The sequence below is a fragment of the Streptomyces sp. NBC_00122 genome (assembly GCF_045160845.1).
Taxonomy (GTDB): Bacteria; Actinomycetota; Actinomycetes; order Streptomycetales; family Streptomycetaceae; genus Streptomyces.
The window spans coordinates 408,825-420,613 of record NZ_CP108191.1; the positions used below are offsets into that span (position 1 = coordinate 408,825).

General features: G+C 72.3%; 13 protein-coding genes. 7 read left to right on the plus strand and 6 right to left on the minus strand.

Annotated elements, in window-relative coordinates:
* Nucleotides 1–222: 222 nt before the first annotated feature.
* From OG737_RS01910 to OG737_RS01930, 5 genes are read left to right on the plus strand one after another with little or no spacing between them, the layout of a single operon-like run.
* A complete protein-coding gene (locus tag OG737_RS01910) occupies nucleotides 223–1,764 on the plus strand; it encodes a sensor histidine kinase (protein WP_405680339.1) in 1,542 nt (513 codons plus the stop codon).
* Entirely contained in the window at nucleotides 1,761–2,168 is a 408-nt protein-coding gene (locus OG737_RS01915; protein ID WP_328924375.1) for a roadblock/LC7 domain-containing protein, read from the plus strand. The genes OG737_RS01910 and OG737_RS01915 overlap by 4 nt, the downstream gene beginning before the upstream one ends.
* Nucleotides 2,165–2,524 carry a DUF742 domain-containing protein gene (locus OG737_RS01920; protein ID WP_328924376.1) on the plus strand — a complete coding sequence of 120 codons (360 nt, stop codon included), beginning with the start codon at nucleotides 2,165–2,167 and terminating at the stop codon, nucleotides 2,522–2,524. Before OG737_RS01915 ends, OG737_RS01920 begins: the two co-directional genes overlap by 4 nt.
* A complete protein-coding gene (locus OG737_RS01925; RefSeq protein ID WP_328924377.1) occupies nucleotides 2,505–3,125 on the plus strand; it encodes an ATP/GTP-binding protein in 621 nt (206 codons plus the stop codon). Before OG737_RS01920 ends, OG737_RS01925 begins: the two co-directional genes overlap by 20 nt.
* The gene (locus OG737_RS01930) at nucleotides 3,119–4,480 is read left to right on the plus strand and encodes a cytochrome P450 (RefSeq protein ID WP_405681464.1); all 1,362 of its coding nucleotides are present in this window, start codon (nucleotides 3,119–3,121) and stop codon (nucleotides 4,478–4,480) included. The genes OG737_RS01925 and OG737_RS01930 overlap by 7 nt, the downstream gene beginning before the upstream one ends.
* A 7-nt stretch (nucleotides 4,481–4,487) precedes the next feature.
* On the opposite strand, the gene OG737_RS01935 is transcribed toward OG737_RS01930, so the two are convergent.
* The 5 genes from OG737_RS01935 to OG737_RS01955 all read right to left on the minus strand — a co-directional run bounded on the left by OG737_RS01935 (nucleotide 4,488) and on the right by OG737_RS01955 (nucleotide 9,325).
* Nucleotides 4,488–5,597: a hypothetical protein gene (locus OG737_RS01935; protein WP_405680337.1), complete on the minus strand. Its 1,110-nt coding sequence runs from the start codon at nucleotides 5,595–5,597 to the stop codon at nucleotides 4,488–4,490.
* 2 nt (nucleotides 5,598–5,599) lie between these two features.
* Nucleotides 5,600–6,520 (minus strand): methyltransferase domain-containing protein, encoded by a 921-nt coding sequence (locus OG737_RS01940; RefSeq protein WP_328924380.1) that lies wholly within the window; start codon nucleotides 6,518–6,520, stop codon nucleotides 5,600–5,602.
* A 153-nt stretch (nucleotides 6,521–6,673) separates the two neighbouring features.
* Nucleotides 6,674–7,102, minus strand: coding sequence for a universal stress protein (locus OG737_RS01945; RefSeq protein WP_328924381.1), 429 nt, complete (start codon nucleotides 7,100–7,102; stop codon nucleotides 6,674–6,676).
* A gap of 9 nt (nucleotides 7,103–7,111) precedes the next feature.
* Nucleotides 7,112–8,581 (minus strand): APC family permease, encoded by a 1,470-nt coding sequence (locus OG737_RS01950; protein WP_328930182.1) that lies wholly within the window; start codon nucleotides 8,579–8,581, stop codon nucleotides 7,112–7,114.
* 150 nt (nucleotides 8,582–8,731) lie between these two features.
* The gene (locus OG737_RS01955; RefSeq protein WP_328924382.1) at nucleotides 8,732–9,325 is read right to left on the minus strand and encodes a histidine phosphatase family protein; all 594 of its coding nucleotides are present in this window, start codon (nucleotides 9,323–9,325) and stop codon (nucleotides 8,732–8,734) included.
* Nucleotides 9,326–9,395: 70 nt separating this feature from the next.
* Here OG737_RS01955 and OG737_RS01960 point away from each other — a divergent pair, with 70 nt between their 5' ends.
* Nucleotides 9,396–10,106, plus strand: a complete 711-nt coding sequence (locus tag OG737_RS01960; RefSeq protein WP_328924383.1) for a YoaK family protein — start codon at nucleotides 9,396–9,398, stop codon at nucleotides 10,104–10,106.
* Between the two features lie 121 nt (nucleotides 10,107–10,227).
* Complete coding sequence (locus tag OG737_RS01965; RefSeq protein ID WP_328924384.1) at nucleotides 10,228–10,818, plus strand: sigma-70 family RNA polymerase sigma factor; 591 nt, start codon at nucleotides 10,228–10,230, stop codon at nucleotides 10,816–10,818.
* Here the strand turns inward: OG737_RS01965 and OG737_RS01970 are convergent.
* Nucleotides 10,742–11,764 (minus strand): MerR family transcriptional regulator, encoded by a 1,023-nt coding sequence (locus OG737_RS01970; protein ID WP_328924385.1) that lies wholly within the window; start codon nucleotides 11,762–11,764, stop codon nucleotides 10,742–10,744. The two genes, OG737_RS01965 and OG737_RS01970, sit on opposite strands and share 77 nt — an antisense overlap.
* Nucleotides 11,765–11,789 lie beyond the last annotated feature (25 nt).

The following is an 11,789-nucleotide window of genomic DNA, read 5'->3' on the forward strand; positions in this document are numbered from 1 at the left end:
GTGCCGGACGGGGGTACACCGGGTCCTGGCTGCACGGACGCCGGTCGCGCACCACCGGGGCGGCCGGTCGGGAGCGCCGTCCGTTTCAGGTCAGGTCTCCCCACCCCCAACAACGGTTGCCCGTCCGCATCATGACCTGTTGTCAAGGGGCCACGCGCAGAGCAGATAAGATCCCGGGCTGTTGTCCAATGATCTTTCGCTTTCGATCGTTTGAGGGTTCTGATGGTTCGAGAGGGATCGTCGCCCGGCAGTCCAGGGCCCACCTCACCCGTCGTATGGGCACTGCCCGCCCTGCTGACCGCCGCACTGTCGGCGGTCGCCGTGGCACTGGTGTCAGCACCTGCCCGCACCCCCGTGGCCTGGATCGGCGCCGCGGCCTTCGTCGCCGTCGCGCTCTCCTGTGGTGAGGCCGCCCGGCGCGGCAAGGCCGTCACGGCGCTCCGAGCCAAGGTGGCCGCGCAGGACGAGGCCCTGTGGCGGCAGCAGGCCGAGACCGTACGGCTGGCCGAGACGCTGCTGCCCGATGTCGTGGCGCGCCTGCGCAAGGGTGAGTTCCCCGAGGACGTGCTCACGTCCCTGGAGGACCCCGGTATCTACCAACCCGGGCTGACCCCCGAGTTCAGGGCGGCCCACCACGCGGTGCTGCGCTCGGTTCTCGATGCCGTGGTCGCCGAGGAGGACCTGCGCGACTCCGCGCAACGGGCCTTCGTGAACATCGCCCGCCGCGTCCAGGCGATCGTGCACCAACAGGCACAGGAACTCCGGGAGATGGAGGACCGGCACGGCCAGACCCCGGCCGTCTTCGGCGATCTGCTGCGGCTGGACCACGGCACCGCGCTCATCGGCCGGCTCGCCGACTCCATCGCCGTGCTCGGCGGTGCGCGGCCCGGCCGCCAGTGGAGCAAGGCCGTCCCGCTGTACAGCGTGCTGCGCGGCGCCATGTCGCGGATCATCGACTACCAGCGGGTGGAGCTCCACTCCGTGTCCCAGGTCGCCGTCGTCGGCCCCGCGGTCGAGCCGCTCATCCACGCACTGGCCGAGCTGCTCGACAACGCGACCCGCTACTCCCCGCCGCAGACCAAGGTCCATCTGACCGCCGTCGACGTGAACTCGGGCATCGCCATCGAGATCGAGGACGGCGGCCTGAGCATGAGCGAGGAGGCCCGCAAGCGGGCCGAGCGCATGCTGCGCCAGGCGCAGGAGGGCATCGACCTCACCGACCTGGGCGAGACGCCCCGGCTGGGCCTCGCGGTGGTCGGCCGGCTCTCGCAGGCGTACGACTTCCGGGTCTCGCTGCGCTCCTCGGCGTACGGCGGCGTACGCGCCGTGCTGGTCATCCCGCAGGAACTGATCACCACCGTCTCGACCGCGACCGGCGTCGCCCATGGCATCGGTACGTCCTCGGGACCCCGTGCCGCCCTGGAGCCGACCGCCGCACCGCCGCAGCCGTCTCAGCCCGCGCAGCCGCCGCGCCCGGCCACGGGCCCGCGGCACGCCGCGAACATGGACATGGACGAGGTGCCCATCGTGACCGAGCGGGCACCGAACGGACTGCCGCAGCGGCGCCGCAAGAGCCGGGCGACGGCGCCGGCAGAGCCCGCGGCAGCCGAGCGGACCACCGCGGCCGCCCCGGACCAGACCGAAGCGCAGCCCGGCATGTGGCTGGCCGCCTTCCAGAGCGGCCTGTCCGGGGACAGCCAGGCCGGCGCAAGCCAGAACACAGACGTCTCGCCGGCCTCGGCGAGCAAGGGGGAACAGCCATGAGTCAGCAGCAGACCAATATGGACTGGATGCTCAAGGACCTGGCCGAGAGCGTTCCGCAGACCCGGCACGTCATCGTGCTCTCCGCCGACGGCCTGCGGATGGCCCAGTACGGGGCGGAGACCGACACCGCCGACCGGCTCGCCGCCGCGTGCGCCGGACTCCAGAGCCTCGCCGGCGCGGTCGCCTCCGAACTCCCGAACAGCAACGGCCGCATGCGTCTGGTCGTGATCGAGATGGACGGCGGGTTCTTCTACCTGATGGCGGCCGGCGCCGGCGCCTACCTCGCGGTGCTGGCGAACGAGGGCGTCGACGCCGGGCTGATGGGCCAGCGCATGCGTGACCTCGTGGCGCGGATCGGAGAGCACCTCAGCAGCCCGCCGCGCAGCGACAGGCAGACCGCGTGAGCGACCCGGGCAACGGCTGGGAAGACGGCAGCCCCGAGCGGCTGTACGTCATCACGGGCGGTCGCAGCGGACCGTTAGTTCCCACCCGCCTCGACCTGGTCACGCTCATCGTCGCCAGGTCGGGGCCCAGGCCCGGCATGCAGCCGGAACACGCGGCCATCATCCGGCTGTGTCAGGCGCCCCTCTCGGTGGCCGAGATCTCCGCGTATCTCGGCCTGCCGGTGAGCGTGGTCACCGTACTGGTCGACGATCTGATCACCGCGGGCCAGGTGCTCTCCCGCGCACCCGTCGCCCGCGCCCAACTCCCCGACCTGGCACTGATTGAGGCAGTCATCGATGGACTTCGAAAGCTCTGAGCGGCCCGCCGGGCCGCGGCGCGAGGACGTACTGCCGGCCACGGCCGCCGCCGCGGTCAAGGTGGTGATCGTGGGCGGCTTCGGGGTCGGCAAGACGACCCTGGTCGGCTCGGTGAGCGAGATCCGGCCCCTGACCACCGAGGAGACGATGACCCAGGCCGGGGTCGGCGTCGACGACACGGCGGGAGTGGAGCGCAAGAGCTCCACCACCGTGGCCATGGACTTCGGCCGGATCAGCATCAACGAGGAACTGGTGCTGTACCTCTTCGGCACCCCCGGCCAGCAGCGTTTCTGGTTCCTCTGGAACGGCCTGTTCGAGGGCGCGCTGGGCGCGGTGGTCCTGGTCGACACCCGCCGCCTGGAGGTCAGCTTCGACGTGATCGGCCGGCTGGAGGAGCGCGGGGTGCCCTTCGTGGTCGCCGTGAACTCCTTCCCCGACGCGCCCGAGCACCCTGTCGAGGACCTGCGCAGCGCCCTCGACCTGCCCGCTTCGGTACCGCTGGTGCTCTGCGACGCCCGGCGGCGCGAATCCAGCCGTGACGTCCTGATGACGCTGATGCGCTATCTGCACTCCCTCGCCGTGACCCCGGAGGCATCGTGAGCACCACCCCGTTCCCCGCAGCTTCCACTCCGCCGCCGGGCTGCCCCGCACACCGGCTCTACGGCCCCGAGGCCGAGGCCGATCCGATGGGGCTGTACGAGAAGCTGCGTGCCGAGCACGGCGCGGTGGCCCCCGTCCTCGTACAGGGCGACCTGCCGGCCTGGCTGGTGCTCGGCCACCGCGAGAACCTGGACGTGGCGCGTACGCCGTCCCGGTTCTCCCGGGACCCGCGGCGCTGGCGGGACATGCAGGAGGGCAACGTCCCCGCGAACCATCCGCTGACCCCGATGACCGCGTGGCAGCCGGTGTGCCACTTCGTCGACGGCGCCGAGCACGAGCGGCTGCGCGGGGCGCTCACCGACTCCCTCGAGCGCTTCGACCGGCGCGGCGTACGGCGGTACGTCAAGCGCTTCGCCGACCAGCTGATCGACGGTTTCGCCGAGTCCGGGCGGGGCGATCTCGTCGCCGACTTCGCCGAACCGCTGCCGATGCTCGTCATGACCCAGTTGGTCGGGGCTCCGGACTCGTACGGACCGCGGCTCGTCGAGGCCGCCCGCGACATGATCCGGGGCACCGCGACGGCCGTCGCCAGCAACGAGTACGTCACGGCCACCCTGCGGGAACTCGTCGCGGCCAAGCGGGTGGTGCCCGGCCGGGACTTCACTACCTGGATGCTGGAGCACCCGACGGCGCTGAGCGACGAAGAGATCGTGGAGCACCTGCGGCTGGTGATGATCGCGGCGTTCGAGTCGACCGCCAACCTCGTGGCGAACACGCTGCGCCTGGTCCTCACCGACCAGCGCTTCCGCGCGAACCTCTCCGGCGGTCACATGACCCTGCCCGACGCGCTCGAACAGGTCCTGTGGGACGAGCCCCCGTTCACGACGATCCTGGGCCGCTGGGCCACCGGCGACACCGAGCTCGCCGGGGTGCACATCAACGCCGGGGACATGCTGCTGCTGGGCCTCGCGCCCGGGAACGTCGATCCCCAGATACGTCCCGACCAGACGGTGCCCGTCCACGGCAACCGCTCGCACCTGGCCTTCAGCAGCGGCCCCCACGAGTGCCCCGGCCAGGACATCGGCCGGGCGATCGCGGACACCGGTATCGACACCCTGCTGACGCGGCTGCCCGATCTGGAACTGGCCGTGCCCGAGGACGGACTGCGCTGGACCTCGTCCCTCATGTCCCGCCATCTGGTCGCGCTTCCGGTGAGGTTCACACCGCGCGGCACCTCGGTCACGGCCGCCACGCGCGCGCCCGCGCCTGTGGCCGCGGCGCCGGCCGCTCCTCTGCCCGAGGAGCGGCCAGCGGTGCGGGCCTCGTGGTGGGCCCGGCTGCTGGGCCGCCGCTGACGACGGATCAGGCGTCGAGCTGCTGCCACCACCAGGCGAGAGCCGGGACCGGCGGCGGCTCGACGCTCGCGTCGCTGGGCGTGTCGCTCCGGACGATGTCGAACCGGGCGCCGTCCACGGGCAGGGCGTTGCGGTTGCGCGGGCTCGCGTAGCGCGGCGCCCTGCTGTGGTATTCGAGGTCGCCCGCGATCCAGTGCTCCAACGAGCGCAGGTAGCGGCCGAGTTGTTCGCTCGCCGCCCGGCCGATCTGCTCGCGGAGCCGGACGAACAGGGTCACCGTCCGGTCCCGCAGGGCGTAGGCGGCGGGAAGCGCCTCGGCCGGGGTGCAGTCGTGCAGCCGGGCCAGGACGTTGATCAGGTTCTGCTCCCAAGGGACCATGTGGTCGTCCTTGTTGTACGAGAACAGGTCGTTGTCGCAGCTGACGATGAACCCGGCGGCGTCGGTCAGGGCCTGGACGGGGGCCGAGTACAGCTCGTCGCCCGGCACGTCGATCCCGTTCGCCACGTCGCACCACGTGAGGGTGAACCGGGTGCCGTTGCTGGAGATCCGCTTCGCCACGAAGTCGTTGAGGCTCGGCATGATCTCGCGCTCGGCGTTGGCGGTCTGCCAGGTGGCGCCGAACACCCAGTCCCGGATGCCCTCGGTGAAGCGGCGCAGCTGAATGGGGGTGAGCATGTCCCGGGTCCGGGCCGCGAGGTCCTCCAGCGCGGCGGTGTGCGGGCTCGGCGGCAGCAGGCCGGAGCCGGGTGCCTCGACGGTGCGGATCAGCCGGGCGCCGTGGTCCGCGACGGCCGCCGTGCCCGCCGAGCCGGTGTTGGAGTCCTGCCAGTCGTCGGTGGCGAAGGCCCAGTAGTTCCACTGGGCGAACAGCACCATCGGTTCGACGTCGCCGTGGGGGATGATCCGGCTGGTGAAGTCGGCGCTGTGGGTGGCCAGCCCCCACGCGCGCTCGGTGGCGTCCGGGTAGAGCCCGAACCTGTCGATCCAGGCGATGGCCCGCTTCTCGATCTCGTCCACAGCGGGGTGGACGAGGCCCTGCTCGAACGGGCAGTGGAACGGCGGCAGTTCCCATCCGATGCGGGAGGGGTGCGTGGCCTCCTCATAGGCGGGCGGCATGATCAGTTCCCCCCGCCGAGCCGGAAGAGCAGCAGCCGGGTCTCCAGCGCGTGGTCGCGCCAGATCCGGAACAGCTTGCCGTGCGTGATCGTCGACTCCTGGAGCCGCTCCCGGCACCAGGCGGCCGGCGTGACGACGGTGCCCGCCTGCTCGATCCGGTCCAGTTCGGCGGTGTTCCAGGCCATGGACTGCACCCAGAACTCCGCGACGCGGTCGGTGACGTCCTCGTCCTGTTCCAGCTCGAACCCCGCGGCCTCGGCGGCGGTGATGTACTCGGTGAGGGTGCCCAGGCGCGTCTTGTAGTAGCCGTCGATGAACTCGGTCCACTCGGGACGGCAGATGAAGTGCTCCTGTATCCCGAACCAGCCGCCCGGTTTCAGCGCCTTGGCGACGACCTGGAAGAGCCGCTCGCGGTCCATGTAGCCGGAGCTCTCGTTGGCGTAGGCCGCATCGAATCTTCTGCCGGTGGTGAAGCCGTGGACGTCGGCGAGGAGCGGGGTGACCCGGTCGCCCACGCCGGCCTGACGCGCGAACTGCTCGATGACCGGGACGTGTTCCGCGGCGACGGTGAGGCCGGTGACGGACGCGCCATGCTCCTGCGCCCAGTAGAGCGAGCCGCCGCCGACCCCGCAGCCGATGTCGAGCAGGCGCGCGGGCGGGGTGGCGTACGCGCCCCACGTCCGGGCGGCGTGCTCGACTATCGCCTCCTGCGACTCGACTATGCGGCGCTTGAGCACCCGCTGGGACACCGTGGTGTTGGGTGTCGATCCCGGGGCGAAGAGCCCCATGTGGAAGTGGACGCGCGGTCCCGGCCCGTACTTGTGGAGGATGTCCGCCGTCTTGCGGCTGTAGTAGAGGGGCACTTGCCTCTCGTCGAATGCCTGGCCACCAGTGTGGGGCTGGATGACGAGGTTGCTGTCCATCAGTTCTCCGGTCATGCGGTCGCGTGGGGGTGTTTCTCGGCCGCCCCACTCTGCCCAAGAGTGATCAATAAAACGCCTCAATCACTTAGGTCTTGAGCATAGTCACACCTGAAATAGCCACATTCCCGGCACAGTTGGACTATAGTGTCCGCCTCATTCGGGCGCTCCGCCCTCCGTCGGTACGCACAACACCGGTACCGGAGACAGGTGCAGGAGTTTGTGCGGGGTGGAGCCCAGCAGGGCGCCGCGGATCGGACTGTCGCCCCAGGTGCCGACGATGACGACGCGGGCGCCGTGGCGACGGGCCGCGTCGAGCAGCGCCTGCGCGGGCTTCTCGTCGACCAGCTCCACCGTCGACGGCACACCCGCTTCGTCGGCCGCCTCGACCGCGTGCGCGAGGGCGCTGCGGCCCGCCTGGCGGACGGCTTCCCGGTGGGTGCGGGACTCCTCACCGGTACTGCCCGGAGCGGCCGCTCCGTAGACGAGGACGAGCGGCTCGCCGAAGGCGGCGGCCACCTCCAGCGCCACCTGCAGGGCGCGTGCCGCGCCGGGTGACTCGTCGTATCCGAGGACGACGGACATCGGGACTCCTCAGTGCTTCCCTGCGTGGACGAGGGCCGGGTCGACCACGCCTCGCCGCTCCTGCCAGAACCTGCCGTCCCGTACCCGCCAGAAGCACATGACGAGCACGCCGACGACGGCGATGCCGATCCCGATGACCAGCGGCGGGCCGAGCCCGAACCAGGAGACGCCGCTGGCCGAGTTCTCCGGGTCCGACATGTCGCCGATCGACTCCACCAGCAGCCAGATCAGCAGGAAGGCGCCGACCACCGGGCCCACCCCGATGAGCAGGAAGTTGTGCGGGCTCTCCAGCAGGTGGCGGCGGTAGTAGACGGCGCAGGCCAGGCCGGTGAGCGCGTAGTAGAAGGCGATGAGCAGGGACAGCGCGGTGAGCGAGTCCAGGAGCGCGTTCTCGCTGATCTGGTTGACGACGAGGTACCAGCCGATGGCGATGCCCGCCACCCACCACGTGCTCACGTCCGGTGTCCGGAACCGCTGGTGGATGTGCGCGAGCGGCGGTGGCAGCGCGTGCCGACGGGCCATGGACAGGGCCGTGCGGGAGGCGGGGATGATCGTGGTCTGCGTGGAGGCGAGCGCGGAGGTGCAGACGGCGAGGAGCACCACCCAGTCCCAGCCGCCCATGACCTCGTGGGCGAGCACGGCGAAGATGGCCTCCTCCTCGGCCGCGTTCTCGGCGAGGAAGGCGGTGCCGGCGTACCCGACGACCGCGAATCCCACGGACAGGTAGGTCACCAGAAGGATCACGGTCGACCAGATACCGGCCTTGCCGGGCGCCGTTGCGGAGTTCTCGACCTCCTCGGTCAGGTTGACCGCGGACTCCCAGCCCCAGTACATGAACACGCCGAGCAGCAGTCCGCCGGTGAGGGCGGCGCCACCGGCGCCGAAGGGGTTGAGCCAGCTGAGCGAGGGCTCGATCTCTTCGAGGGTGCTGGTGCCGGCGTAGATGCGGTAGATGGCGACCACCGCGAAGGTCAGGAGGAAGAAGACCTGGGCCAGGATGAGGATGTCCTGGAGGTGGGCCGAGAGCTCGGTGCCGATGACACAGATCGCGGTCATGGCCAGGATCACCGCGACGGTGAGGCTCTGCCGGATCACTGCGTTGGCCGCCCAGTCGTCGAGCCCGAAGGCGAGCAGCCCGAAGTTGACGGCGACGTCCGCCAGCGAGCCGATGACCAGCACGCCCGTCATCGCGATCGCCCAGCCTCCGAGCCAGCCCGCCCAGGGGCCCATGGCCCGGGCGACCCAGGAGAAGGTCGTCCCGCAGTCCTGGTCGACCTTGTTGAGGTAGTAGAAGGCGGCGGCGATCAGCAGCATGGGCACGAAGGAGGCCAGCATCACGCCCGGAGCGTAGATCCCGACGAGCGCCACGATCGGCCCGAGGACGGCGGCGAGGGAGTAGGCGGGCGAGGTGGAGTTCAGGCCGATGACGAGCGCGTCCAGGAAACCGATCGCGTTGGCCTTGAGCCCCGCATCGGTCATGGGCCCCGCGTTGTCCGCAGGCCCGCTCCGCGGTCCGCCGCCACCGCCCGCACCACCCGTGTCGCCGGTGCCGTCCGCACCGCCCGCACCGTCGTCGGCCATGTACGCATCCTCGCCCGCGCCCGGCCGCCGCGCGAGGCGGAATGCCCCCTACGGGCGGATGTTCCAGCCCGCGATCACCGGAAGCCCGTGCTCCGTGGAGAGGACGCTGACCGTGCCGGTGCGCAGCAGGAACAGCCTGCCGTCCGCGGGGTCCAGGCCCAGATAGCGGGCGGTGAGCACGCGCAGGAAGTGGCCGTGGGCGACGAGTACCGCGTTGCCGCCGTCGGCGCGGAGCACCGGGGCGACGCGGGCCAGGGCGCGGTCCGCGCGGGCGCCCACCTCCGCGGCGCTCTCGCCGGGGTGCGCCGCGTCACCGGGCGGGACGCCATGGGTCCACAGGGACCAGCCGGGCGTGCTCCGCTGGATCTCCGCGGTGGTGACGCCCTCGTAGCCGCCGTAGTCCCACTCGCAGAGGTCGGGGTCGGTGACCGCGCCGGTGAGCCCAGCGAGTTCGGCCGTGGCGACGGCCCGGCGCAGCGGGCTGGTCAGCACCAGCGCCGGGTGGCGGTCCAGGAAGAAGGGAGCGAGGGAGACGGCCTGCTCGACCCCGCTCGCGGTCAGCGGGACGTCGGTCCGCCCGGTGTGCCGCCCGTCGGCGCTCCACGCCGTCTCCCCGTGTCTCACCAGCAGCAGGTCGCTCATCCTCCGGACCCTAAGCCCTCCGGCATGTCGGTGCCGGAGCACCGGGGCGGGCGTGTCACTGTCGGGCCTCATGAACGAGGGTGCGCATCCGGTGCGTCCGTCCCTGGCCGGGCTGATGATCGTCCTGACCGCGGTCACGGGGCTGATCGAGGCGGTGAGCCTGCTGGCCCTCGGGCCGGTGTTCACCTCGATGCAGACCGGCAATGTGCTCTTCCTGGCGTTCGGGCTCGCGCGGCAGGGCAACCTGCCGGCGCTGTCGGCCGCGGCCTCGGTGATGGCGTTCGCCGTCGGGGCGATGTGCGCGGCGCGGATGGAGTCGGCCTCGGAGGCCCGGGGATGGCGCTGGGCCGAGCTCGGCCTGTACGTGGAGGCCGCGCTGATCCTGGCCGGTGCGGCGACCGGATGGGGTGTGGCGCCGCGTTTCGGGCACCCGAGCGCCGAGCATCTGGCGGTGACCGGGATGCTGGCGGCGGCGATGGGCATCCGGACGGTGACGAGCATGCGGGTCGACGTGCCCGGCGTGCCGACGACCCTGATCACCCGGTCCCTCACCGCGCTGATCGGCAGCTCGGCCCTGGGGCATGACAGCGCCTTCGGGTACGGGACGGGAGCCTGGGCGCGCCGGGCCGGGGCGGTGCTGGCGATGTTCGCGGGCGGGCTGACCGGGGCCCTGCTGATCGGCGCCGGGTGGACGGTGGGCGCGCTGCTGCTGCCCGCGGCGGCGGCGGTCCTCGCGGTGGGCCTGAGCCACCGCGCCCTGCCGCTGCGGCACAGTGCCTAGTCTTTCCCGGAGCCCGTCCGGAAGTCCTTTCCAGGAGTCCGTTCCGGGAGTCCTTCCGCGGAATATCGATGCGGAAACGATGCGACTTTGACCGCCCCGCCGCGGCGACGAGGCTCGGGCCATGGACGACAACGGGCCCGAAAGGCTCGACGAACGCGTCGCGGCCGGTTTCGTGGCCGGCGCGGACGACTGTGTGGAGACGGTCTACCGGCGCTGGCGGCCGCTGGTCCACGCCCTGGCCCGGCGTGCGCTGGGCGACGAGCGGGAGGCCGAGGACGTGACCCAGCAGGTCTTCCTCGCCGCCTGGCACGGCCGCCACGGCTACCGGCCGGGACCCGGCGGGCTGGGTGCCTGGCTCACCGGGATCACCCGGCACAAGGTGGCCGACGCACTGCGGGCACGTACCCGTCGGGCCGAGGCGGCCGCCGCCGCGCGCGCCTGCCACGACCTGGCCCCGTACCCCGGCACGGCGGCACGGCCGGAGCTGGAGCCCGAGCGGGTCGTGGACCGGGTGCTGGTCCTCGGGGAACTGGCCCGGCTGCCATCGGCCCAGCAGCGGGTGATGCGCCTCGCCTTCTACGGGGACCTGACGCAGTCGCAGATCGCGGACCGCACCGGACTGCCGCTGGGCACCGTCAAGAGCCATATGCGGCGGGCCCTGCACGGCCTGCGCCGGTCACTGGAGGCGCGTCCGCCACCGGCGCGGCGATGACCTCCAGGCCCGAGCGCAGTCCGAACAGCCGCTCGGTGCGCGGGGCCTGACTGCCCGCGCCCCAGCCGGGTCCCGCGAGCAGCACCGTCGGGTGGCCCCGGGCGCCGCGCAGGCCCCACTCGATGCCCGCGGCCGAACGGGCCAGCGCCGCGTCCGCGGTGGTCCGGGACTGGGACCACAGCACGAGGGCCCGCGGTCCGGTCCGGCGTACGGCGTCGCGCAGGGCGCCCGGGGGCAGGTCGGCTCCGAACATCCTCACCGGCACGCCCCGTTCGCCGAGGGCCGCGGCCAGCGCCTCGATCGGCAGGCTGTGCTGCTCCCCCGGCACGCACGCGAGGAGCACCGGTGGGACGTCCGGGTGCGATGGCGTCCGGACCGGCCGGATCCGGCGCAGGGCCGAGGAGACGTGCCAGGAGAGCAGGTGCTCCACCTCCACGTATCGCTCCCCCGCCGTGGCCCATTTGCGGCCCACCGCGTGCAGGGTCGGCGCGATGACCTCCTCCCACGCGGTGACCAGGCCGTGTTCCGCGAGGGCGGCGTCCAGCAGATCCTCCACGGCCGGCGCGTCCAGCCGTACGGCGGCCCGTGAGAGCCCTCTGCGCTGCTGCCGGACCTCCCCGAGGGGAAGCGAGCCCGGGCCGCCCGGGTCCGGACCCGCCGTGCGGGCATCGGCGCGCGCGGCGGCTTCGTCCCGCACGGCCCGGGCCGCCTCGGCCGGGGGCACGCCCCGCGCGGTGAGCCGGCACATCAGTTCCAGCCGGGCGATGTCCTGCGCGGTCCAGCGGCGGTGGCGCCCGCCTTCCCGGTGGGCCGGGCCGATCGCGTACCGGCGCTCCCAGGAGCGCAGCGTGGTCGGCGAGACCCCGAGGCGCCGGGCGACGGCGCCGGTGCTGAGGCCGGCGGCCGGAAGGTCCTGCGGTGGTTCGGGCTGCGGCACGGACGGCACCCGCCCACGATACGACGGGTGGCCG

What these genes read in the sequence shown, in the direction of transcription:
- OG737_RS01950 (WP_328930182.1), bottom strand. Translation starts at nt 8,581, where the DNA reads ATGACCGATGCGGGGCTCAAGGCCAACGCGATCGGTTTCCTGGACGCG.
- OG737_RS01940 (WP_328924380.1), bottom strand. Translation starts at nt 6,520, where the DNA reads ATGGACAGCAACCTCGTCATCCAGCCCCACACTGGTGGCCAGGCATTC.
- OG737_RS01910 (WP_405680339.1), top strand. Translation starts at nt 223, where the DNA reads ATGGTTCGAGAGGGATCGTCGCCCGGCAGTCCAGGGCCCACCTCACCC.
- OG737_RS01925 (WP_328924377.1), top strand. Translation starts at nt 2,505, where the DNA reads ATGGACTTCGAAAGCTCTGAGCGGCCCGCCGGGCCGCGGCGCGAGGAC.
- OG737_RS01965 (WP_328924384.1), top strand. Translation starts at nt 10,228, where the DNA reads ATGGACGACAACGGGCCCGAAAGGCTCGACGAACGCGTCGCGGCCGGT.
- OG737_RS01960 (WP_328924383.1), top strand. Translation starts at nt 9,396, where the DNA reads ATGAACGAGGGTGCGCATCCGGTGCGTCCGTCCCTGGCCGGGCTGATG.
- OG737_RS01935 (WP_405680337.1), bottom strand. Translation starts at nt 5,597, where the DNA reads ATGCCGCCCGCCTATGAGGAGGCCACGCACCCCTCCCGCATCGGATGG.
- OG737_RS01955 (WP_328924382.1), bottom strand. Translation starts at nt 9,325, where the DNA reads ATGAGCGACCTGCTGCTGGTGAGACACGGGGAGACGGCGTGGAGCGCC.
- OG737_RS01945 (WP_328924381.1), bottom strand. Translation starts at nt 7,102, where the DNA reads ATGTCCGTCGTCCTCGGATACGACGAGTCACCCGGCGCGGCACGCGCC.
- OG737_RS01915 (WP_328924375.1), top strand. Translation starts at nt 1,761, where the DNA reads ATGAGTCAGCAGCAGACCAATATGGACTGGATGCTCAAGGACCTGGCC.